Source organism: Enterococcus sp. AZ077, from assembly GCF_051714965.1.
Lineage (GTDB): Bacteria > Bacillota > Bacilli > Lactobacillales > Enterococcaceae > Enterococcus_B > Enterococcus_B hirae.
Genome location: NZ_JBIOSX010000001.1, coordinates 1,613,650 through 1,628,165, shown reverse-complemented (window position 1 = coordinate 1,628,165; position 14,516 = coordinate 1,613,650). Strand labels below are relative to the sequence as shown.

Sequence of the window (14,516 nt, the reverse complement as noted above, 5' to 3'; positions counted from 1 at the left end):
TTTTTATGGGTTTTAAAATGGGTAAAAAGTGTTCAAAATTACTTAGGTCAAAGCGTACTTTCACAACTTCTTGATATAAACGGCGTTCAAGAAGCAACTCCTCAACAATAAGCGATGATTTTCTAAAATATGAGAAGCTATTTTAAAAAATCCTCTCTTATTCGCTCGGAGCTAAACGCTTCTTTCACAGCCTCTTGCTAAACGGTGTTCAAAGTGCTGACCCTCGGTAATAAGTCTAAAAATCTCAAAACATGAGGAGCTGTTTCGAGATTTTCTTCCTTATTACTCAGGTCAAAGCGTACTTTTCACAACCTCTTTTATGTGATTTGAAATTGGCTATTATATAAACTAGCATAAAGTGTTGGTTTGCTTAATAGTGACTGATGAGTTCCTTGTTCAATAATATTTCCATTTTCCATCACTAAAATCAAGTCGGCATTTTCAATCGTAGATAACCGATGGGCGATGATAAAGCTGGTTCGGTTTTCTGTGACAGCATTCATTGCTTTTTGGATCATTGCTTCGGTGCGGGTATCCACGCTGGAGGTTGCTTCATCTAAAATAACTACGGAAGGATTCGCCAGCAATACCCGAGCAATGGTCAATAGCTGTTGTTGTCCTTGTGACAACGAACCATTTTCACTTGAAATAATCGTATCATATCCTTCAGGTAACGTACGGATGAAATGATCACATTGGGAAATTTTGGCAGCCGCAATGATTTCGTCTCTGGAAGCTTGCTGTTTCCCATAAGCAATATTATCTGCCACTGTGCCTTCAAAGAGCCACGTATTTTGCAAAACCATCCCAAAGTGTTTACGTAACTCACTACGAGAGAATTTCGTGATATCGATTCCGTCGAATTCGATTCTTCCATGGTTTAGCTCGTAAAATCGCATGAGTAAATTGACTAATGTCGTTTTTCCTGCCCCAGTAGGTCCCACGATTGCAATTGTTTGTTTTGGTTTAGCCGAAAAGTTGACATTTTCCATCAAGATCTTATCTGGACTATAACCAAATCGAACATCTTTGAACCTGATTGAACCAGCAGGCTGGTCAAGTGATGCTGTATTTTCGTGATCAGAACGCTCATTTGGTTCATCCATAATCTCAAAGATACGATCAATCGCCGCCATAGCAGATTGTAACGAATTGATGACATAAGAAGCGGTCGAGATCGGTTCAGAGATTTGATTGATGTACTGCAGATAAGCTTGTAACAATCCTAGTGTGAGTCCACCAGATATTACTAAGATCCCACCTAAGACAGCACTTAAAATGAACGCTGATTGATTGATCAAGCGAATCGCTGGATAGATGGCAAAGTTCATGAATTGCGCTTTTTTAAATGCTTGGTACTGTGAATGATTTACTTGACGGATCGACTCGATCGCTTGATCTTGTTGATTGAATGTTTTGATGACCAAGTTACCTGCAAGATATTCTTCCACTTTATTATTTAATGAACCTAGTTCTGTTTGATTGTCATCAGAAATCTTTTTGTTTTTATTCGCAAAGAGTTGAGTGACCCATGAACTACCAACGATCAATAAAAGAATCAGTAACGTCAATTTGCTGTCAATATAAAACAGCATCAAAATTGAAAATAAAATCGTTACAATGGAAGTGAAAAATTGATTGATCCCTGTTAGCAAGACTTGTGCTAGTTGATTCAAACCAGTCGTTGTTCGGCTGATGATATCTCCTACCTGATGCTGATCAAAGAAGGCCATTGGTAATGTTTTGAATTTCTTGGTCATTTCTTTTCTAACATTAAGTGTGATTTTTTCACTCAATGAAGCCATTGCGTATTCTTGAATGAAAGAAGTAATACTACTTAAAAAAGAAAAAACGAGTAATAAAACAACAGGGAACAAAAGGGCATCCTTGACATCATGAAATGTCATTTCAGCAATCCCGATCGTGCGGATTCGACTTAAAAGCTGATCGATACCAACGCCCATGATCATCGGCATTGCAACGACCATCAGGTTACCGATTAAACTACATAATAGTAAGCCATAAAATGTTTTGTGATCAGATTGGATCATTTTCCAAAAGCGGATCAAACTATGTTTATTCATTTTTACATCAGTTGTTTTCATATATTCCCTTCTTTCAAAATCCCTTGTGATTTAGCAAATTCCTGATAAGAAAGACAAGTAGCAAGGAGTGTTTCGTGAGTTCCTTGTCCCACGATTCGGCCATTGTCTAAAACGATGATGTGATCAGCGTTCATGATTGTACTCAATCTTTGAGCCACAATGATCAATGTCTTATCAGCCATTTCTTCATGGAGGGCTGTTCTTAGTTTTGCATCCGTCTTGTAGTCCAAAGCAGAAAAGCTATCGTCGAAAACATAGATATCTGCTGGTTTGATGAGCGCTCGTGCAATACACATCCGTTGTTTTTGTCCGCCAGAATAATTATCTCCGCCTTGTGCAACAAAACTAGCTAATTTTTTGGGCAATTTATCCAAAACTTCCTCTAATTGTGAAATACGTATAGCTGAGGTCAATTCTTCTTCTGTTGCATGCTCATTGCCCATTTGCAGGTTTGATAAAATTGTTCCACTAAACAGAAATGCTTTTTGCGGAACATAGCTGATTTTTGAGCGAATCATTTCTTGTGTTAATTGTTGGAGTGGTTGACCCCCTAATATAATCTGTCCACTGGTCACATCATTCAAACGAAGGAGCAATTTGGCTATTGTACTTTTACCAGAACCAGTTCCGCCAACGATGGCAGTTGTTTTGCCTTTAGGTACCTTAAAATGGATATCTTCCAATACAGGTTCCGAATCTTTGGTATAACTGAAAGAAACGTGTTCAAAAGATAACACATGCTCATCATCCATATTCAGCGAAGCTGTTGATGGATTTTCCGGATCAATGATCTCAATAGGTTGATTCAACACTTCTTCGATCCGCCGAAGAGAGGACATCGATTTTGGAACGACGACTAACACCATAGCTGCAGTCATTAGATAAGCCAACGTGAGCATCGAATATTCGACGATGGCAGTAACAGTCCCGATCTGTAGTGCACCTTCACTGACCAACGAACCACCAAACCAAAGAATGGCGCTGTATACGATCCCCATTAATAAAAATGCAATCGGAGTGACCCAAGCAAATACGCGATTGACTCGGATCATCTGTGTGGCATACTTCTCAAATGTTTGATTGGTGCGCTTCTCCTCATAGTCTTGATTGTTAAAGGCTCGAATCATATTCACACCTGTAAAAAATTCCCTTAAAGTCACTGTGATACGATCCATTTTTGGTTGGATACTGAGAGATAGAGGGGTTCCTTTTTTCATTAAGATGTAAATAACGACAGCATAAATAAACACAGAAATCAATGTAATCAATGTCAATGTCATGGAATATTGAAGCATCATGACAATTGTAAACACCGCAATGATTGGTGCAGGTAAGATCATTTGACAAAAGAGTACAATCATTTGTTGGATATTATCTACATCATTAGTCATTCGAGTCAGGAGTGAGGCACTTCCAAATTCATCTGCATCTTTCATCGATAATTGTTGGAACTTATCAAAATAGGTTTCCCTTGTTTGGTAGCCAAATTTTGCAGACACTAGTGCAGAAAAATAGCTAGAAGCAATCGCTGAAAAAGTACCTAGCAAGGCTACGAATGCCATTTGTAGACCAATGGTATAAATTTTACTGTTTTGACCAGTAACTATCCCTTCATCAATTAATGTTGCCACTAATTTAGGAACACCAAGTGTACCAATGATTTGTAAACAGACGAATAAAAAAGTCATGCCTACGATTTTTTTATTCTTCCATAGGAATTGTTTAAGTAATGTCATTTTGTTTCCTCCTTTTACTAGACAATAATGAATTTTACACCTTAAAGTTACTTGAAGGTCAATAGAAGAAGCGGTAAAATTAACAAGAGGTGAGCGGAAATGCCAAAACTTTACACAATCGGAGAAGTCTCGGAACTACTAAATGTACCAAAGTCAACGATTCGTTTTTGGGATGAGCAAGGGTTAATCCATTCTCTACGCCATGAAGAAAACGGGTATCGGATGTTTAATATTGATGATATTTTTCAGATCTATGACATCAATTTCTATCGAAAATTAGATGTTCCAATCAAACAGATGAAAAATTTATATGGAAAAACGATCGAAGAACATTATGCAACGATTGCAGAAACAGAGCAGCGGATTAAGCAAGAAAAAATAAGTCTGCAAAAAAAACATGAAGAAATCTTGGCTCGAAAAGAACAATTAAAACTTATGATTGACAATCGAGGCATTACCAAAGAAACAATTCCTTTTGCGGCAATCGTCATAGTGGATTCCGACGACATTTTAGATTCGAAAGCCTATCTTGAAAACTATGCCAGCTTCGGTGGGTATTTTGATTTTTCGCTGAGCGATGAAATGATTTATGGCTTCTGTACAGACCAAACATCAGCCACAATTCCACTGTCTAAAATTGTTTGGTACAATCAGCCTGGTAAAACTTATCATCGATTTTTATTACAAGTGGAAGTCAATCATACCGAAAAGAACAATATCGAAGAAGTAAGATTAACATTAGCTCAACGAGGGTATCAAACAGGAAATGTGATTGGACAGTATCTGCTAACGAAGCAAACGGAAGAAGGAGTCTATCATGAATATTATTTAGGATGGATCGAAAGCCAAAAAGTAGAAGCTGACTTAACAAATGAGGATAAGCAAAAGTAGACGAAGAAGGAGCGGGAAAGGATAGTTATCTCGCTCTTCTTCGTCTATTTGGTTAGGATTTATCAGGGTTAAAACTTTCTCTAATGATTAGTCGTGTAGGATAAGTGACAATGATCGGTTCATCTCTCAAACCATCGATTCGCTCCACCGCTAATCGAACAGCAGACTGACCAATGGCTTTTGCATTGATCGCTACACTTGTTAAACTAGGAGATAAATCAGCAATCGCCTCGATGTTATCGAAGCTAACTAGAACGATCTCTTCTCCAATTTTTCGATTGTCTTTTTGTAATGCTCGATAAACACCTAATGCTAAAGGATCGCTACCGATCAAAATGGCCGTCGGTAAATCATGTTTTTGTTTTTCGAGAAGTTTGGTCGCTAACTGCTCTCCGGATTCCTCTGTCCATTCTCCTAAATAATAATTGATCTGTTTGGTCAAATGATGATCTTGCATGAAATGGCGGTAGGCTCTGAGCCTTTTTTCATTCTCAGTTGTTGATTTCCGACCAGCTTCGTTAATATCGATTTGATAACCACCAATATAAGCGATGTTGGTGTGCCCATTGTCTAAAAAAAGTTCTAAAACAGATTTAGTCATTCGTTCGAGATCCCCATAGACCATATCCACTTCTTGTTGGATATCTGGATTATCTACTACAACTAATTGTCGGTTCTGTTTCAATAAATCGGCGATTGCACCTTTATCGATCGTACCGACTACGATTATAGCACCTAATTGATCCAAATCTTTCCACTCGGTCGGGTTATCCGACATATTATAAATTCGATTCATGCCGATATGGAGTCGGCTGGCTTCTTCTTCTAGACCTGCTCGTAATTCTCGATAATAAATATCTTTTTCTTCGCTGGCTTTACTGATTGCTGAAATGACACCGATGGAAGGACGGCGTTTTTTAATATATTTTCGCTTGTTGATATCATAATTTAATGTGGCAGCTGCAGTAAAAATCCGTTGACGAGTAGCAGCAGAGACACTGATCGTTTTGTCTTCATTCAAAACTCTTGAGACCGTAGCAGGTGAAACATTGGCTTTTCTTGCGACATCTCTAATTCCAACCATAAAATGGCACCCCTTACAAAAAAATAAAAATTTTTATTGACATATTTGTTTAGTAAACAGTATACAGGAAATGTAACAAAAGTAAACGGTTACTATTTATTTGAGAGGTGAAACAATGGAACAAGTGATGAAGAATCAAAGAGCAGCTTTAATCACATTTGACGAACAGGAAAAAGTATTTCATCTATCCAATTCAGAAATTTCCTATATTCTTCAAATTGAAGAAAGTGAAGTTCTGGCTCATGTTTATTTTGGTAAAAGAACGACCCATTATCATAATCATAAAAAATATCCTCGCAGAGATCGCGGCTTTTCTGGGAACGTCCCCTTAAATGAAGATCGAACGTATTCAAAAGATACATTACCACAAGAGTATTCAGGGCACGGAGGGATGGATTATCGATTACCTGCCTTGATGATTCGTCGAGAAAATGGATCAAATCTGCTTGATCTACGTTATGAAAGTTTTCAGATCCAAGAAGGAAAGCCAAATTTATCTGGATTACCGCAAGCGTATATCAAGAATGATACAGAGGCAGAAACGTTGATCGTGACGTTGAAAGATCGTGAAGAAAAGATTTACGTGGATCTTTCCTATACGATTTATCGAGAAAGAGCAGTGATTACACGTTCGCTGAAGGTAAGAAATGAAACCAATGATCCAGTGATGATTGAAAAAGCAGCCTCTTTTCAACTTGATTTTACGAATTCAGGCCGGTTTGATGAAGTGATTGCCTTACCAGGAGCGCATGTCAAAGAACGGCAGATGTCTAGACAAAGCATAACAGATGGCATCAAATCATTTGAAAGCCGTCGTGGTTCAAGCAGTCATCAGATGAATTCATTCATTGCCTTGACAAATCATGCAACAACTGAATTCACAGGGGAAGCGATTGGGATCCATCTTGTTTATTCGGGAAATCATTCCTTTGAGATTGAAAAAGATGCCATTCAACAATTTAGAGTGATCGGTGGGATCAATCCCTATAATTTTTCTTGGGAGTTACAACCATATGAAAGCTTCCAAACACCGGAAATACTCTTAACTTATTCTGATCAAGGGTTGAATGGGATGAGTCAAGTGACCCATCATTTATTACGGGAACGAGTAGCAAGAGGGCGATTCCAATACCAAGAACGTCCGATCCTAGTCAACAATTGGGAAGCGACTTATTTTGACTTTACGAGCAAAAAGATCGAAGCGATCGTTGATGAAGCAAACGAATTAGCGATAGAGATGTTTGTTTTAGATGACGGCTGGTTTGGGAAAAGAGATTCGGACCAATCTTCTCTAGGAGACTGGTTTGAATATCAAGGGAAATTGAAAAATGGCTTAAAAGGGATCGCTGACTATGTTCACCAAAAAGGACTAAAGTTTGGCTTGTGGGTTGAGCCTGAAATGGTTTCCAGCGACTCTCAATTAAATCGGGATCATCCCGAATTTATGATGAAAGAACCAGGTCGTCAACCATCAGCTTCTAGATCTCAACACGTCCTTGATTTTACCCGAAAAGAAGTCCGGCAGACGATTGAAACACAGTTACGGCATTTGTTAGACAGTGTGGAGATCGACTATATCAAATGGGATATGAATCGATCGCTATCTGATGTCTATTCGGTGTCATTGGGCAAACAAAACCAAGGGGAAGTTTTGCATCGTTATCTATTAGGATTATATGAGATGATGGAAAACTTAACAAACGACTATCCTCATATCCTTTGGGAAGGATGTTCGGGTGGTGGTGGACGGTTCGATGCAGGGCTGCTTTATTATATGCCACAGTCTTGGACTAGTGACAATACAGATGCGGTTGAACGCATCAATATCCAATATGGGACGAGCTTAGCTTATCCTATTTCAGCTATGACTGCCCATGTATCAGCTGTTCCTAATCATCAAACGGGTCGAGTCACCAGTTTAAAAACACGTGGAGATGTGGCCATGGGCGGGGTGTTTGGATATGAACTCGATCTAACAAAATTATCTAGTGAGGAAAAGCAGGAAGTAGCGACACAGGTAGAATTTTATAAAAAAATCAGACAGACAGTCCAATATGGTGATTTCTATCGTTTACAAAATCCCTTTGAGCAAAATATTGCTTCCTGGGAATTTGTTTCAAAAAACCAACAGGAAGTCCTCTTATTTATAAATCGTCGGTTGGCAAATGCACAGCCCGAATTTCATGAGGTACGCCTTGTTGGACTAAGCGAAGAAAAGCTATACCAGAACCAGATAGATGGCAAAGTATATTCAGGATCGGAATTAATGACAATAGGTCTTTATTTCCCAGATTTTTATGGCGATTTTCAAACAGAATTGATTCATTTTATGAGTATAGACGAAGGAGAATAGAAAAATGAACGCATTGATTGAATGGTTAGATGATCCGCAAGTGTATCGAGTAAATCAAAGGAAAGCCCATAGTGATCATGTTATTTATGGTGCTAAAGAAGAAGTGGAAACAGGAAACACCAGAATCCAATCACTGAATGGGAAGTGGCAATTTTGCTATTCCCGTAATGCTTTAGAACGTCCAGTGAATTTTTTTGAAAAGGAATTTGATAACAGCAGCTTCGATCAGATTGATGTTCCTGGGCATATCGAACTAGCAGGATACGACAAGATCCACTACATCAATACGATGTATCCATGGGAAGGGCATGAGTTTAGACGTCCGGCTTATACAACCGCTGGTAAGGAAGAAGCCGAGGGGATGTTTTCTCAAGCCGAGTATAACCCAGTTGGCTCATATGTGACGAACTTTACTTTAAATGAAGAAATGAAAGAAAAGGCGATCACCATTCGATTTGAAGGTGTCGAACAGGCAATGTATGTCTGGTTAAATGGGCACTTTGTCGGCTATGCAGAAGATTCTTTCACGCCTTCTGAATTTGATTTAACTCCTTATCTGGAAGAAGAGAATCGTTTAGCGGTAGAAGTCCATAAAAGAAGTAGTGCCGCTTTTCTAGAAGACCAAGATTTTTTCCGTTTCTTTGGGATTTTTAGAGATGTTTCATTGATCGCCAGAGGGAAAAATCATATAGAGGATATGTGGATCAAACCTCAAGTTGATCCCTCTTTTCAAAGCGGTTGGGTAGATATCGACTTGACTATTGAAAATCTTACTTCAAACGGAAAGCTACGTGTCCGACTCCTCAATTGCAAAGGAGAAGAGATCCATCAAGAAGAAGTGGGAATCGAAGAACAAATCTCGTTGCATATTCCAGTAGATAAAATTACTTTATGGGATCATTTTCAACCCAATTTATACACCGTCGAATTTGAAACGTTTGATGATACTGGGGTGACGGAGTATAGTTACTATCCATTTGGTTTTAGAAAGATCGAGATCAAAGAGCGGATCATTTATTTGAATGACCGACGTTTGATCATCAACGGTGTCAATCGACATGAATGGCATCCTGAAAAAGGAAGAGCTATCGATTTGATGGATATGAAGAAAGATCTAGAAATCATTAAACATGCGAATATCAATGGGGTTAGAACCTCACATTATCCAAATCAAATCCCTTGGTATTATCTTTGTGATCAGGCGGGGATTCACTTGATGGCAGAGACCAATCTGGAATCTCATGGTTCTTGGCAAAAGATGGGCGCGTTTGAGCCGTCTTACAATGTACCGGGGAACGTTCCTCAATGGCGGGAGATCGTTCTTGACAGAGCACAGACAAATTTTGAGACATTCAAGAACCATACGAGTATTTTATTCTGGTCTTTAGGAAATGAATCTTACGCAGAAGAGAATATTCGTTTGATGAATGATTACTTTAAAGAAAAAGATCCCGATCGCCTTGTTCACTATGAAGGAAATTTCCCTAATCCTGCATTCGAAGATTCGATTTCTGATGTCAAGAGTTGCATGTATGCTACGCCAACAGATATCTGTGATTACCTTGAAAATGATGGGAAAAAGCCTTTCATTTTATGTGAATACATGCATGACATGGGGAATTCGTTGGGAGGATTGAATTCTTACATGGAATTATTAGATCGATACCCAATGTATCAAGGTGGCTATATTTGGGACTTTAAAGATCAAGCGATTCAAGTGATCGATCCATTGACGAAACAAAAAGTAATGAGATACGGTGGGGACTTTGATGATCGTCCAAGTGATTATGAATTTTCAGGTAACGGGATCGTCTTTTCTGATGGTCAAGAAAAACCGGCATTACAGGAGGTAAGGTATTATTATGGAAAATACAGCGATTAAAATGAAGATTATTTATGGAGATTGTACATTTGCTTTAAAAGGTGAAGGATTTCATTATATCTTTTCCTATACAAGAGGTGGGTTGGAATCCTTAAATAAACATGGGAAAGAATGGTTGTATCGAGAAACGCTGCCGACGTTTTGGCGAGCTTTGACGGATAATGATCGAGGGAATGGGTTTGGCTATCGTTCGTCCATGTGGCTAGGGGCTGGGATGTACCCGAAAGTAAAAAATGTTCAAGTTTCCATTGATCAAAAACCAATCGAACAGCCAATTGCTCCGATCAATAATCGCTATTCCAATCATGAATATGCTCAATCAGCAGCGATCAAATTCACGTTAGAAATCAATACGGTGCCCAAAACAGAAGTCATAGTCAACTATGGAGTACAATCTGATGGGGAAATGAAAATTTCTGTCTTTTATCATGGACAGCAAGGGCTGCCTGAATTACCTTTATTAGGTTTTCGCTTTATTATGCCAACCAAAGCGAAATATTTTGAATATGAAGGACTATCAGGAGAAACGTATCCAGATCGAATGGCAGGAGGAATCGAGGGTACTTATAAAGTAACTGGTTTACCAGTGACTCCCTATCTCGTGCCACAAGATTGTGGTGTCCATATGAAGACGAAATGGCTAGAAATCACTAGAGATTCTACGATGAATAATGCGGATCATGGAAAGGAGGAATTTTCATTACGCTTTGAACAAGTGAACGGCGATTTTGCATTTTCAGCTCTCCCTTATAAAGCCGAAGAATTAGAAAATGCTACGCATCTTGAAGAGTTACCACCAGCTAGAAGAACCGTCTTAGTGATTCAAGGGAAGGTACGTGGTGTAGGAGGAATCAACAGCTGGGGAGCAGATGTTGAAGAAGCGTATCATATTTCAGCGGAAGAAGACCATGAATTTAGTTTTATCGTGAAGTAAAGGTCGTGAAAGAAGCGGTCAGCTCCGAGCAAATAAGAGGCAATTTTTTAAAACACCTTTTCATGTTAAAAAAAATTTAGGCTTATTTCAAGGAGCTGATGCTTGAATGCTGTCTATCTAGAGAAAGGAAGGATTGATAGCTAAGTATCGGTAAAGAACAATAGCTTTTCATATTATTAGCAGACACGAAAAATATAAAACCATAGACAAATAGACGTTGCATTTCTAGGATCATCTATCTTAGAAGGGCAGCGTCTATTGCTTATAAGTATCAACTAACTGAATTGTTTATTTTTGAATTAACTGATTAATGGCAATGTGATTTTTACCGTTGTACCAACACCCATAATCGATTGGATCTGCAATCCATACTCTGTACCGTAAAGCAATTTGATTCGTTCGTTCACATTCTTGACTCCGATTCCAGAAAAATAGTCCTTGTTTTTTTTCTTTTGATTTGTATCAAATCCATCACCGTTATCTACGATTTCAAAGATCAATTGTGTTTCATGAATTTTTCCGAATAAAGTAATAAACCCACTTTTTTTTGTTTGAAAAGCATGTAAAAAAGCATTTTCAATAATTGGCTGGATCATCATATTGGGCACTTTAAAAGGGTATAGTTCATCGGGGACCATGATCCGAGTGGCGATATCATCACCATATCTCAATGAAAGAATATGGATATAGCTTTGCACACTTTTTAATTCTTCTTCGACAGTGATTGTTTCTGCTTTTTTCCCAATGGTACTTCTCAACAAATCAATAAAATGATCGATTCCATGAATTGCTTTTTGATTTTCTTTTTGCCAGATCAAAAATTTTAGACTAGTTAACGTATTGTAGATAAAGTGAGGCTGGATTTGGGCTTGCATCGTTTGAATCTCTAATTGGCGTTTTTTCTTTTCGTTTTCAATTGAAGTAAAATAGTTCTCATCGATCGTTGTTAATAGTTGATTGATTGTAGTGCCTAAAGTCTTTGTTTCGTAGGTCCCTTGAACGTCTACTTGGGTATTATTAGGAATTTTTTTGATATGTTTTAAGGACTGAATCAAGGCATAAATCGACTTCGTCTGACGGTTCATATAGCGAAAGACAATAGCACCAACTACCATTAAAGTCATCAAATTAAAAAGGACGATCGGAACAATCAGTCCCATTTGATTGACTAGTGAACGAATATTTACTTTACTAATCAAAGCTAAGTTTTGTCGATATAATGGAACACGTGTTAAACGATTATAATCAACTGTTTTTGTTTCATTGGTATTTAAATCATTTAACAAGTTGGTTTTGGCACCAATCATGCCAGTTTCATTGGAGGTAATGATTTGATTTGCTTCATTGATGAGATAGATTTTGGAGACCTCCGAATGGATCGTTTCATTGAATAAATTCGCTAGCTCATCTGCAGTTATCGCAATGACAGCATACCCATAAATATGATTCAACGAGGAAGTCAATTTCTTAATGAATAGGATGCTGCTTTTTGTTTGGTCACGAGTAGTCAAACCAAAGTCGACAAAGAACATTTGGGTCGATGCTTTATGTGCCTTTGCTTTTTGTACGACATCAGATCTCATGAATGCCACAGCATCCATACTGGCAAGCATCTCGTTTCCAACAAAGGTATGTCCACTTTCACCATAGATCATCAGATCGTAATTGATGGAAGGAGAGATCGAAGTAAAGCTTCGGTTCATTTGTTGGATTGTTTTTACATTTGCGTAGTTATCTAACGAAGAGTGCGGATCGTTAGAGAAATAATTTTCGACTGCAGGGTTGTTAGCGACCATCGTTAAGGTATTTTCGATATTATCATTCAATCGTTCAAAATCACGTTGTATTTTGCCAAGCGTTAGTTCATTCGATTTATCAAATAGATGGATATAAGCGTTTTTGGATCGATCATAAATGAAGAAGGACAGAATAATCGCTTGAGTAAGAAGCGCAATGACTAGGACAACCAGTAGTTTTGTAACTAGTTCATACTCTTTGAATTTTTTCTTCATGTTTCAAACTTCCTTTTCGATATTGAGAAGGATTTAGCCCAGTTTCTTCCTTGAATACTCTTGAGAAGTAACCAAGTTCAGCAAATCCTACTTGGTAAGAGATTTGTGAAAGTGGCTCGGTTGTCTCAAGCAAAAGCCGTTTCGCATGTTGTATCCGGACTTTTTTTAGATATTTAGTGAAGCTAATCCCATATTTCTCGGTAAACATGGTAGATAAATAACTATAGGAAAAATGAAATTTTTCGGAGATGATTTGCAAGGAAATATCTTGATGATAATTTTCTTGAACATAATCATAGATCGCTGTCAGAATTTCTGAGTTTTCATTCTTTTCCGGCGTGCTCCAACGCATCAATTGAGTGATGATTTTAGTAAACGTAATGGAAAAATCTTCGATGGTGGCGACGTTCGTTATAAGTGTTGGTAACGTAATTTTTAATGTCGTCAATTCTTTCGTCCCTTGACCATCTTCTAAAGCATTGATGAGTGCGTAGAGACGATTGATTGTTTCGTGTTTTAAAAATAAAGGGTCAATTTTTAAAGCGATCAGAGTCTCAATCGCTGATTTCATTTCTCTGATAGCGGATACATAATCTTTGTTGACAATCTTTGTTAAGTAGCTTTTCGTGCTCTGATCAAAGTGTGGAATCAAAGGGACTAATTGTTCTTCCGATACAACACCAGCACTTTTCTGATAAAAACGTTGTCCTTTGCCTAATTTTTTTAATCTTTGAAAACAATCGAACAGCTCACTTAGCTCTAAACAAGGGGAAATAATCAATAATGCATCAGATTTTTGCGCATATTCACGCAAAGAAGTCTGAATTTGTTCGAAACAATCCATGGAAGAAACATTTAGTAAGCAACCATATTCATAGTCGAGAGTGGTAAAAGGCTGACAATCAATCCAGGGTTCAGCTCGTTCTTCGTTACTTTTTAGAGAAGCTAGTGGAGCTAAATCATCCATTTCGCTATAGACGATGTAAAATAACGGGAAACGAAAAGGATCGTTAGATATCGTTGTTTTTTGTCCAGAGAAATATTGTGTTAAAGCACTATCTAGAGAGAATTTAGAGTCTAGATTTTTTTGGCCTTTTTTAACCAAATGGTTCAAAGCAGAAAGCAGGTTTTCTGGATTCAATTTTGGTTTAAGTAAATAATCGGATACGCCTTCTTTAAAAGAGTCTTTCACTAGTTGAAACTCATCATGGCTTGATAACACTAATATTTGAATATCAGGCTTGCTTTTTTTTAGGAGGCGAGCAAGTTCAATCCCATCCAGTTCAGGCATGATAAGATCAGTAATGACAATATCAATATCATTAGAATGAATAGAGAAAAAATCAAGCGCTTCCAATGAGTTTGAAAAAGCGCCTTTAATTTGGAATCCGTGGTTTGACCAATCAACCAAATTGGCTATGCCATGTAAGATTGTTTTTTCATCGTCGATCAATAATAAATTAATCAAGCTTGTTCCCCCTTTTAAACAGTTTCTCTTTTTAAAATACGGTTTTATTGA

9 protein-coding genes are annotated in these 14,516 nt (G+C 37.9%); 4 read left to right on the top strand and 5 right to left on the bottom strand.

The genetic code is table 11. The annotated features are described in order from the left end of the window. Positions 1–317 precede the first annotated feature (317 nt). The gene (locus IGL28_RS07450) at positions 318–2,105 is read right to left on the bottom strand and encodes an ABC transporter ATP-binding protein (protein WP_438843937.1); all 1,788 of its coding nucleotides are present in this window, start codon (positions 2,103–2,105) and stop codon (positions 318–320) included. Beyond that, complete coding sequence (locus tag IGL28_RS07445; protein WP_081127480.1) at positions 2,102–3,841, bottom strand: ABC transporter ATP-binding protein; 1,740 nt, start codon at positions 3,839–3,841, stop codon at positions 2,102–2,104. Before IGL28_RS07445 ends, IGL28_RS07450 begins: the two co-directional genes overlap by 4 nt. A gap of 99 nt (positions 3,842–3,940) precedes the next feature. Here IGL28_RS07445 and IGL28_RS07440 point away from each other — a divergent pair, with 99 nt between their 5' ends. Continuing rightward, positions 3,941–4,732: a MerR family transcriptional regulator gene (locus IGL28_RS07440; RefSeq protein ID WP_010718996.1), complete on the top strand. Its 792-nt coding sequence runs from the start codon at positions 3,941–3,943 to the stop codon at positions 4,730–4,732. A gap of 52 nt (positions 4,733–4,784) precedes the next feature. Here the strand turns inward: IGL28_RS07440 and IGL28_RS07435 are convergent, their stop codons facing one another. After that, positions 4,785–5,816 carry a LacI family DNA-binding transcriptional regulator gene (locus IGL28_RS07435; RefSeq protein WP_053766792.1) on the bottom strand — a complete coding sequence of 344 codons (1,032 nt, stop codon included), beginning with the start codon at positions 5,814–5,816 and terminating at the stop codon, positions 4,785–4,787. A gap of 115 nt (positions 5,817–5,931) precedes the next feature. Here IGL28_RS07435 and IGL28_RS07430 point away from each other — a divergent pair, with 115 nt between their 5' ends. The 3 genes from IGL28_RS07430 to IGL28_RS07420 are packed head-to-tail and all read left to right on the top strand — an operon-like array spanning position 5,932 to position 10,985. After that, positions 5,932–8,169, top strand: a complete 2,238-nt coding sequence (locus IGL28_RS07430) for an alpha-galactosidase (protein WP_081127481.1) — start codon at positions 5,932–5,934, stop codon at positions 8,167–8,169. 4 nt (positions 8,170–8,173) lie between these two features. Next, positions 8,174–10,051: a glycoside hydrolase family 2 protein gene (locus IGL28_RS07425; protein WP_081127483.1), complete on the top strand. Its 1,878-nt coding sequence runs from the start codon at positions 8,174–8,176 to the stop codon at positions 10,049–10,051. After that, complete coding sequence (locus IGL28_RS07420) at positions 10,032–10,985, top strand: beta-galactosidase small subunit (protein WP_438843936.1); 954 nt, start codon at positions 10,032–10,034, stop codon at positions 10,983–10,985. The genes IGL28_RS07425 and IGL28_RS07420 overlap by 20 nt, the downstream gene beginning before the upstream one ends. Positions 10,986–11,284: 299 nt before the next feature. On the opposite strand, the gene IGL28_RS07415 is transcribed toward IGL28_RS07420, so the two are convergent. Both IGL28_RS07415 and IGL28_RS07410 read right to left on the bottom strand, forming a co-directional pair. Further along, the gene (locus tag IGL28_RS07415; protein ID WP_438843935.1) at positions 11,285–12,997 is read right to left on the bottom strand and encodes a cache domain-containing sensor histidine kinase; all 1,713 of its coding nucleotides are present in this window, start codon (positions 12,995–12,997) and stop codon (positions 11,285–11,287) included. Continuing rightward, positions 12,972–14,465, bottom strand: a complete 1,494-nt coding sequence (locus IGL28_RS07410; RefSeq protein WP_010737705.1) for a response regulator transcription factor — start codon at positions 14,463–14,465, stop codon at positions 12,972–12,974. The genes IGL28_RS07415 and IGL28_RS07410 overlap by 26 nt, the downstream gene beginning before the upstream one ends. Between the last annotated feature and the right edge of the window lie 51 nt (positions 14,466–14,516).

Excerpts from the sequence above, each read along its gene's own strand:
- IGL28_RS07420 (WP_438843936.1), top strand. The coding sequence starts at position 10,032 with ATGGAAAATACAGCGATTAAAATGAAGATTATTTATGGAGATTGTACA.
- IGL28_RS07430 (WP_081127481.1), top strand. The coding sequence starts at position 5,932 with ATGGAACAAGTGATGAAGAATCAAAGAGCAGCTTTAATCACATTTGAC.
- IGL28_RS07440 (WP_010718996.1), top strand. The coding sequence starts at position 3,941 with ATGCCAAAACTTTACACAATCGGAGAAGTCTCGGAACTACTAAATGTA.
- IGL28_RS07450 (WP_438843937.1), bottom strand. The coding sequence starts at position 2,105 with ATGAAAACAACTGATGTAAAAATGAATAAACATAGTTTGATCCGCTTT.
- IGL28_RS07435 (WP_053766792.1), bottom strand. The coding sequence starts at position 5,816 with ATGGTTGGAATTAGAGATGTCGCAAGAAAAGCCAATGTTTCACCTGCT.
- IGL28_RS07445 (WP_081127480.1), bottom strand. The coding sequence starts at position 3,841 with ATGACATTACTTAAACAATTCCTATGGAAGAATAAAAAAATCGTAGGC.
- IGL28_RS07425 (WP_081127483.1), top strand. The coding sequence starts at position 8,174 with ATGAACGCATTGATTGAATGGTTAGATGATCCGCAAGTGTATCGAGTA.
- IGL28_RS07415 (WP_438843935.1), bottom strand. The coding sequence starts at position 12,997 with ATGAAGAAAAAATTCAAAGAGTATGAACTAGTTACAAAACTACTGGTT.